This is a genomic window from Streptomyces changchenzhani, from assembly GCF_039766235.1.
Lineage (GTDB): Bacteria > Actinomycetota > Actinomycetes > Streptomycetales > Streptomycetaceae > Streptomyces.
The window spans coordinates 76,870-85,460 of sequence record NZ_JBDHNH010000020.1 but is presented as its reverse complement, the minus strand read 5'-3'; the positions used below and the strand labels follow the sequence as shown (position 1 = coordinate 85,460).

The window sequence follows — 8,591 nt, the reverse complement described above, 5'->3', positions numbered from 1 at the left end:
GATTACGGTCGGTCTGTACGGGGCCAGCTACCCCAGCACGAAACCCTCGTAGTTCCCGCCATACCTCGCTACGACTAGGCAATGCTAGGTCCCGCCATGTGGTCATTGGTGCCCTCCTGTTTTTGCTGTGTCAATTGCCGAATACCCTCAGCGAGCTGGCGAAGCGTTTCAAAACCGCCGAAGCAGCGAAAGTGCTAGACCCGAATCTGTCCGTCCTGTCGGCAGCAGTACAGCAGAGAAGTGCAGCAACCGCAGGGGATATTCAGAAGTACTGTTGGATAGGAACTCGGGGGGCAGGAGCCGGGAGTCACGCTGTGCGATGCCTCACGCGGGAGGGCGGTCCATCGCCTCACGGTCGAGGCGCACATAGTCCACGTGCTCGGTGGCCATCGCTGCCCGGTTCGCGTTCATGGCAGTCGCGGATTGGTGGGCATCTACGCAGCACAGGCCGCTACAGCCCGCCTTGGTTGTGCCAATCGCTCGTCTGACCCTGGGCCGTCTGTGGGCCGTGGGACGGCGACGGGGGACGACCGGCAACGACTTCTGACAACCGAGGGCGGCTGGCCGTCACGCCGCCTGAGCAGGTGACGGCCGACCGGACCGGTGAGTGTCTGCGACACTGAGAAGACCATGCCTGTACCCGGAGAACTTACTTTTGTCGCGCCCCGCGGAGCCAAGAAGCCCCCGCGGCATCTCGCCGACCTCACGCCCGCCGAGCGCCGCGAGGCCGTGGCCGCGATCGGTGAGAAGCCGTTTCGTGCCACGCAGCTGTCGCAGCACTACTTCGCGCGGTACGCGCACGAACCGGACCAGTGGACCGACATCCCGGCCGGCTCGCGCGAGAAGCTTCAGGCGGCGCTGCTGCCCGACCTGATGAATGTGCTGCGGCACATCAGCTGTGACGAGGACACCACCCGCAAGACGCTGTGGAAGCTGCACGACGGCACGCTCGTCGAGTCCGTGCTGATGCGCTACCCGGACCGGGTGACCATGTGCATCTCCTCGCAGGCCGGGTGCGGCATGAACTGCCCGTTCTGCGCGACCGGCCAGGCCGGACTCGACCGGAATCTGTCGACCGCCGAGATCGTGCACCAGATCGTGGACGGCATGCGCGCGCTGCGCGACGGGGATGTCCCCGGTGGGCCCGCCCGGCTGTCCAACATCGTGTTCATGGGCATGGGAGAGCCGCTCGCCAACTACAACCGGGTCGTGGGCGCCATCCGCCGGCTGACCGACCCCGAGCCCGACGGGCTCGGCCTCTCGCAGCGCGGGATCACCGTGTCCACCGTGGGTCTGGTGCCGGCGATGCTGCGCTTCGCCGACGAGGGCTTCAAGTGCCGCCTCGCGGTGTCGCTGCATGCCCCGGACGACGAGCTGCGCGACACCCTGGTGCCGGTCAACACCAAGTGGAACGTACGCGAGGTACTGGACGCCGCGTGGGAGCACGAGGCGAAGTCCGGCCGGCGTATTTCCATCGAGTACGCGCTGATTCGCGACATCAACGACCAGGCATGGCGTGGTGACCTGCTCGGCCGGCTCCTCAAGAACAAGCCGGTGCATGTCAATCTGATCCCGCTCAACCCGACCCCCGGGTCGAAGTGGACCGCGTCCAGGCCCGAGGACGAGAAGGCCTTCGTCGCGGCGATTGCGGCCCACGGCGTGCCCGTGACCGTACGGGACACCCGTGGCCAGGAGATCGATGGAGCGTGCGGACAGCTGGCGGCTTCGGAGCGATAAGGCCCGTGTAACGTGAGTCGGACATTTACATATTCCGACAGGGGAGCGCCACAGCGCTGAGAGTGCGGCATTGCCGCAGACCCTCTGAACCTTGCCCGGGTCATTCCAGGTAGGAAGTTCGGTCACTACTCAAGCTGTAGCGCCCTGCCCGCATGCGGGCAGGGCCGCGTCTCTTCCTGGTCATCCAGGAGGAATTTCAGTGAGCACCACCAAGAAGTTCGCGCTCAGCGCCCTGGCCGCCGCGCTCGGCGTCTCGACGCTGGCGGCCTGTGGCGGCGAGTCCGACGACGGCGCGAAGTCGTCCGGCGGTTCGAAGTCCAAGACCGTGACGCTCGTCAGCCACGACTCGTTCGCCGCCTCCGACGGTGTGCTGAAGGCGTTCACCAAGGAGACCGGCTACAAGGTCCAGGTCCTCAAGAGCGGTGACGCGGGCTCCGCCCTGAACCAGGAGATCCTGACCAAGGGCTCCCCGCGCGGCGATGTCTTCTTCGGCGTCGACAACACCCTGCTCTCGCGGGCCCTGGACAACGATCTGTTCACGTCGTACGAGGCCAAGGGCCTGGACAGGGTCCCGGACGGCCTTCAGCTCGACAAGGCAGAGCACCGGGTCACGCCCATCGACACCGGCGACATCTGCGTGAACTACGACAAGAAGTACTTCGCGGACAAGAAGCTCGCGCCGCCGAAGAGCTTCGACGACCTCGCGAAGCCCGCGTACAAGAACCTGCTCGTCACCGAGAACGCCGAGAACTCCTCGCCCGGCCTCGGCTTCCTCCTCGGCACGACCGCCCAGTACGGCGACGACGGCTGGCGGGACTACTGGAAGCAGCTCAAGGACAACGGCGTGAAGGTCGTCGACAGCTGGGAGCAGGCGTACAACGAGGAGTTCTCCGGTTCGGCAGGCGGCAAGAAGACCAAGGGCGACCGGCCGCTCGTCGTCTCGTACGCCTCCAGCCCGCCCGTCGAAGTGCTCTACGCGAAGCCGCAGCCCAAGGAGGCGCCGACCGGCGTCGCGACCGGCACCTGCTTCCGGCAGACCGAGTTCGCGGGCCTGCTGACCGGCGCGAAGAACGAGGCGGGCGGCAAGGCGCTGCTGGACTTCCTGGTCGGCAAGCAGTTCCAGGAGGACATGCCGCTGAACATGTTCGTGAACCCGGTGGCGAAGGACGCGAAGCTGCCCGAGCTGTTCACGAAGTTCGGCGCGGTGATCGACAAGCCGCGGACCGTGGCCCCGGACAAGATCGCCGACAACCGTGAGCAGTGGGTCAAGTCGTGGTCCTCGCTCGTTCTGAAGTAAGCAAGGACGCCAAGCCCGAAGCAGGCGACGACGTCAAGAAGGGCATCAGGCAAGGGCCGCGCGGGAACGCCGTGCGGCTCGGTCTGATGGCCGGGCCCGTCGTGTTCTTCGCGCTCTTCTTCGCCTACCCCGTGGTCGCGATCGTCGGGCGCGGGCTCAAGACGGACGGCGGCTGGCAGTTCGGCCGGATCGGTGAGGTGCTGACCGACCCGGACATCCTGGACGTCCTGTGGTTCACCACCTGGCAGGCGGTCGCCTCGACCGTGCTGACCCTGCTGATCGCCCTGCCCGCGGCGTATGCCTTCGCCCGGCTCGACTTCCCCGGCAAGCAGGTGCTGCGAGCCGTGGTGACCGTGCCGTTCGTGCTCCCGACGGTGGTCGTCGGGACCGCGTTCCTGGCGATGCTGGGACGCGGTGGGCTGCTGGACGAGCTGTGGGGCGTACGGCTCGACACCACGGTGTGGGCGATCCTCCTCGCGCACGTCTTCTTCAACTACGCCGTGGTGGTACGCACCGTGGGCGGCCTCTGGGCGCAGCTCGACCCGCGCCAGGAAGAGGCGGCGCGAGTGCTCGGCGCCGGGCGCTTCGCGGCCTGGCGGCGGGTGACGCTGCCGGCGCTCGTGCCCGCCGTGGCCGCCGCCGCGCTGATGGTCTTCCTCTTCACCTTCACCTCCTTCGGCGTGGTGCAGATCCTGGGCGGGCCCGCCTACTCCACCTTGGAGGTGGAGATCTACCGGCAGACCGCGCAGCTGCTCGACCTGCCGACGGCGGCGGTGCTGACGCTGGTGCAGTTCGCGGCGGTGGGCGCGATCCTCGCCGTGCACGCGTGGACGGTACGCCGCCGGGAGAGCGCCCTGAAGCTGGTCGACGCGGCGCAGACCGCACGCAGGCCGCGCGGGGCGGGGCAGTGGTCGCTGCTCGGCGGCGTGCTGGTCACGGTGGTGGTGCTGATCCTGCTGCCGGTCGGGGTGCTCGTCGAGCGGTCCTTCGACGGGCCCGACGGGTACGGCCTCATGTACTACCGCGCGCTCCAGTCGGCGGGCGGCAACAACGGGACGTTCCTGGTGCCGCCCCTGGAGGCGGTGTGGAATTCCCTGCAGTACGCCCTGGTGGCGACGGCCATCGCGCTGTTCGTCGGCGGGCTTGCCGCCGCCGCGCTGACCCGGCGGGCCGGCCGGCTCGTGCGGGGCTTCGACGCACTGCTGATGCTGCCGCTCGGCGTCTCGGCCGTGACGGTCGGCTTCGGTTTTCTGATCACGCTCAACAAGCCGCCGCTGGATCTGCGGACGACCTGGATCCTGGTACCGCTCGCCCAGGCGCTGGTGGGTGTGCCCTTCGTCGTACGGACGATGCTGCCCGTCCTGAGGGCCGTCGACGGCCGGTTGCGTGAGGCGGCCGGGGTGCTCGGGGCTTCGCCGCTGCGGGCCTGGCGGGAGGTCGACCTGCCGATGGTGCGGCGCGCGCTGCTTGTCGCCGCCGGGTTCGCCTTCGCCGTGTCGCTCGGCGAATTCGGGGCGACCGTCTTCATCGCGCGGCCCGACAACCCGACGCTTCCGGTGGCCGTGGCGCGGCTGCTCGGGCGGGCCGGGGACCTCAACTACGGGCAGGCGATGGCCCTGAGCACGATTCTGATGGTGGTGTGCGCGGTGTCCCTGCTGGTGCTCGAACGTATTCGTACCGACCGGTCGGGGGAGTTCTGATGTTGCGGCTGGACGGCGTGAGCGTGCGGTTCGGGAAGCGTGCGGCGCTCGAATCGGTCGACCTTGAGGTCGCCGACCACGAGATCGTCTGTGTTCTCGGGCCGAGCGGCAGTGGCAAGTCCACGCTGCTGCGAGTCGTCGCGGGACTGCAGACCGCCGACACCGGGCGGGTGCTTCTCGACGGGCGCGACCAGGGCGGGGTGCCTGTGCACCGGCGCGGGGTCGGCCTGATGTTCCAGGACCATCAGCTCTTTCCGCAGCGGGACGTCGGCGGCAATGTCGCGTTCGGGCTGCGGATGCGGGGTGCGGCTCGGGCCGAACAGGTGCGCCGGGTCGACGAACTGCTGGACCTGGTGGGGCTGCCGGGGGCGCAGCGGCGGGCGATCGCCACGCTGTCCGGCGGTGAGCAGCAGCGGGTCGCGCTCGCGCGGGCGCTGGCCCCGCAGCCCAAGCTGCTGATGCTCGACGAGCCGCTGGGCCAGCTCGACCGGACGCTGCGCGAGCGTCTGGTCGTCGAGCTGCGCCAGCTCTTCGGGCTGCTCGGTACGACGGTGCTGGCCGTCACGCACGATCAGGGCGAGGCGTTCGCGCTGGCCGACCGGGTCGTGGTGATGCGGGACGGGCGGATCGCCCAGACCGGTACGCCGCTGGAGGTCTGGCAGCGGCCCGCGTCCGAATTCGTGGCCCGTTTCCTCGGCTTCGACAATGTCGTCCCGGCCACGGTGACGGGTGAGGCGGCCGACACGGTGTGGGGCAAGATCCCGGTGCCGGCCGGTTCGCCGCAGGGCGCGTGCCGGCTGCTGGTGCGGCCGGCGGGTGTCCGCCAGGTGCCGGTGGCGGACGGGCTGCCGTGCACGGTGACGGCCCGCACGTTCCGTGGCAACCATGTCGCTCTGCTGCTGCAGCCCTCGGGGGCGCCGCAGTTGGAGGCGGAGTGTGCGTTGCGGGACGCGCCGGGGGAGGGCGTGGGGGTGGGGGTCGTGTTCGCGGCGGACGAGGTGGTGGTGTTGCCGGCGGTGGGGTAGGGGTGGGGGTGGAGTGCGGGTGCGGGTGCGGGTTGCGAGGCGTGGCGCGGTGGGGGTGCGGGTGCGAGGCGTGGTGGGGGTGCGGTGCGGGTGCGGGTTCTGGGCGGGGTTGCCTGCGGCGCTGTTCCCCTACCCGCCCCTTCCCGTAACTGGGGCTCCGCCCCAGACCCCGGTCCTCAAACGCCGGACGGGCTGAAATGGGCGGGGTGGGGTGGGTGCGGCCCCTGGACCCCGGCTCCTCGATCCTCAGACTCCGGACGGGCTGGGAGTGGCGGGTGGGGCGGGGTGTGGTCCTAGCTCCCTCGGTCCTCAGACTCCGGACGGGCTGGATTTCGCGAGCTCGTCGGGTTGCGGCTCCTCGGCAGGGTCGGTCGGTGCGTCCTCCGGCGCTCCGAACCAGGCCACCGCGACCGCACCCGCCACCGCCAGGACGAAGCCCAGGACCGCCATCCAGGCGAAGCCCTCGCGGGACGCGTCGCCCAGCCACAGGACGCCGATCGCGCCGGGCAGTACCGTTTCGCCGACCACCAGGGCTGCCGTCGCGCCGTTGACCGAGCCGATCTGGAGGGCGACGGTGTGCAGGTACATGCCGCCTATGCCCGCGACCAGGATCGCGTAGAGGGCCGGGTCGGACAGCAGCGCGGAGAGGTCGAACGGGTCCACGCCATTCAGTACGCGTACGCCGACGCCCAGCGCGCCGAAGCCCAGGCCGGACAGGAGACCGGCGAGGATCGCGGCGCGGGCGCCCAGGAGACGTACCGCCAGAGTGCCGCCCGCCATCAGTACGACCGAGATCACCAGCAGCCACCAGTGGGTGGCGATCGGGGTGTGGCTGCCGCCCTCGTGGCCCGCGGCGGTGGCCAGCAGGATCAGGGCCGAGCAGACGACGCCGATGGACGTCCACTCCTTGCGGGTCAGCCTGATGCCGAGCATCTTCACGCTCAGCACCGCCGTGACCACGAGGTTCGCGCTGATCACTGTCTGCGAGAGGAACAGCGGGAGGAGGCGCGCGGCGAGGGCGCCGAGACCGAATCCGATGAAGTCCAGGATCGTACCGACGATGAACTCCCAGGTCATCGCGGCCTTCGCGGTGGAGGAGAGATTCGGCCCGCCGTGCTGCGTCACCCCTGAAGCGGCTGCCTCGCGGCGGGCGGACTTGCGGGATCCGACGGCTTGCAGGACGGAGCCCGTGCCGTAGCAGATCGACGCCGCGATTGCGGTCAGTAGGCCGATGAGCACCAAGAACTCCGTTCACGCGGTTCGTCCGTCACGTTTGTCATGTTCCGAATGGCAGACGTGTCCTGAGGCGTAAACGTTGCTTCTGGATCTTGTGGACTCGCGGGATGGGACCTGCTGGATCAGGCGTTCTTGCCCGCGGCCAGCCGGGCCAGGGCCGCCGGGGCCTCCTCGACGGTGTCGACCAGGGCGATACGGGCCTGCATCGGGCGCTCCTTCGCCAGGGCCTGGAGGAGGGGCCAGGTGGGGAGGCGCTCGGTCCAGTGCGTGCGGTTGACCAGGACCATGGGGGTCGGTTCGCCGCGCGACTCGTAGTAGTTCGGGGTCGCGTTGTCGAAGATCTCCTGGACGGTGCCCGCGGCGCCCGGCAGGAAGACGACGCCCGCGGTGCAGCGGGCGAGCAGGCCGTCCTCGCGGGTGGCGTTGGCGAAGTACTTGGCGATGTGGCCCGCGAAGGCGTTCGGCGGCTCGTGCCCGTAGTACCAGGTGGGGATGCCGACCGAGTCGCCACCGGACGGCCAGCGGTCACGGACGGCGAAGGCGGCCTTGGCCCACTCGGTGATCGACGGGACGAAGGACGGGGTCCCGGCGAGGAGTTCGAGGGCCTCGCCGAGCGCGTCGTCGGGTGCGGCGGAGAGGTACGCGCCGAGGTTGGCGGCCTCCATCGCGCCGGGGCCGCCGCCGGTGGCTACGGTCAGGCCGGCGCGGGTGAGGGTGCGGCCCAGGTGGGCGGCGCCGGTGTACGCGTCCGTGCCGCGGGCCATGGCGTGACCACCCATGACGCCGACCACGCGGGCGCCGACGAGCGCTTCGTCGAGGGCGTCCGAGACGGCGTCGTCATGGATGCAGCGCAGCATCGAGGCGTATATGTCGCCGTCGGCCTTGGTGCGCTGGAACCACTCGTAGGCCAGGGCGTCGGGGGTGGACTCGTAGCCGGAGTCGAGGCCTTCGAAGAGCGCGTCCGCGGTGTAGAGCAGTCCGCGGTACGGGTTGAAGGGCAGGTCGGGGACGGGCGGAAAGACGAGTGCGCCGTCCGCGTGCACCTTGGCCGTGGCCTCGGTGCCCATGGGGCAGCCGAGGAAGGCGGCGCCCGAGGTGTTGATCGACAGGAGGGCGGGCGTACGGGGCGTCAGGTCCACGGACTGGACGCGGTAGCCGTCGAGTGACTTGGCGCGCGAGACGACTTCGTCGAACTCGGCGAGGGTCTCGATTTCGCGCTCGTGGTCCGGGTATTGAGGCACCCGGTCATGCTAGGCCCAGTGGGGGGCGCGGATGAGGTGGGGTACGGCGGGGACGTGGAAGCACGAATCTGCCGTGCGGCGCGCTGCCGCCGGATGGGGCGCGCGGTCATGCGGATGCGCCCCCGGCTCCCTGCCCCGGATCGTCGTTCCGTGGCAGGGACGCGGCGATTCAGGTGTGGGGTGCGGAAGTTCCCGCACCTCGCCCCCTTCCGGAACCGGGGAGGCCCCCGGACCCCGAGTGCCCGTTGTGCGGCACGCGGTGCCGGAGGGGGCCAACGGGCAGGTGCCCCAGCCCCGTTCAGGCCTCGGCCCGCTCCCCGTTACCTTTTCCATGGCCCCGCCGGTCGGAGGCCGG

The 8,591-nt window shown here is 69.9% G+C and carries 6 protein-coding genes; 4 read left to right on the top strand and 2 right to left on the bottom strand.

Annotated features, from left to right (window positions below; all coding sequences use genetic code 11):
• The first annotated feature begins 630 nt into the window (after nucleotides 1-630).
• The 4 genes from rlmN to ABCR94_RS37300 all read left to right on the top strand — a co-directional run bounded on the left by rlmN (nucleotide 631) and on the right by ABCR94_RS37300 (nucleotide 5,759).
• Nucleotides 631-1,737: a dual-specificity RNA methyltransferase RlmN gene (rlmN, locus tag ABCR94_RS37315; protein WP_347125790.1), complete on the top strand. Its 1,107-nt coding sequence runs from the start codon at nucleotides 631-633 to the stop codon at nucleotides 1,735-1,737.
• Nucleotides 1,738-1,936: 199 nt separating this feature from the next.
• Complete coding sequence (locus tag ABCR94_RS37310; RefSeq protein ID WP_347125789.1) at nucleotides 1,937-3,034, top strand: thiamine ABC transporter substrate-binding protein; 1,098 nt, start codon at nucleotides 1,937-1,939, stop codon at nucleotides 3,032-3,034.
• Between the two features lie 86 nt (nucleotides 3,035-3,120).
• A complete protein-coding gene (locus tag ABCR94_RS37305; RefSeq protein WP_347125798.1) occupies nucleotides 3,121-4,734 on the top strand; it encodes an ABC transporter permease in 1,614 nt (537 codons plus the stop codon).
• Nucleotides 4,734-5,759 (top strand): ABC transporter ATP-binding protein, encoded by a 1,026-nt coding sequence (locus ABCR94_RS37300; RefSeq protein ID WP_347125788.1) that lies wholly within the window; start codon nucleotides 4,734-4,736, stop codon nucleotides 5,757-5,759. Before ABCR94_RS37305 ends, ABCR94_RS37300 begins: the two co-directional genes overlap by 1 nt.
• A gap of 309 nt (nucleotides 5,760-6,068) precedes the next feature.
• Here the strand turns inward: ABCR94_RS37300 and ABCR94_RS37295 are convergent, their stop codons facing one another.
• Both ABCR94_RS37295 and ABCR94_RS37290 read right to left on the bottom strand, forming a co-directional pair.
• Complete coding sequence (locus ABCR94_RS37295) at nucleotides 6,069-6,998, bottom strand: DMT family protein (protein ID WP_347125786.1); 930 nt, start codon at nucleotides 6,996-6,998, stop codon at nucleotides 6,069-6,071.
• 119 nt (nucleotides 6,999-7,117) lie between these two features.
• On the bottom strand, nucleotides 7,118-8,236 hold the full coding sequence (locus tag ABCR94_RS37290; RefSeq protein WP_347125785.1) for an LOG family protein: 1,119 nt from the start codon (nucleotides 8,234-8,236) through the stop codon (nucleotides 7,118-7,120).
• Between the last annotated feature and the right edge of the window lie 355 nt (nucleotides 8,237-8,591).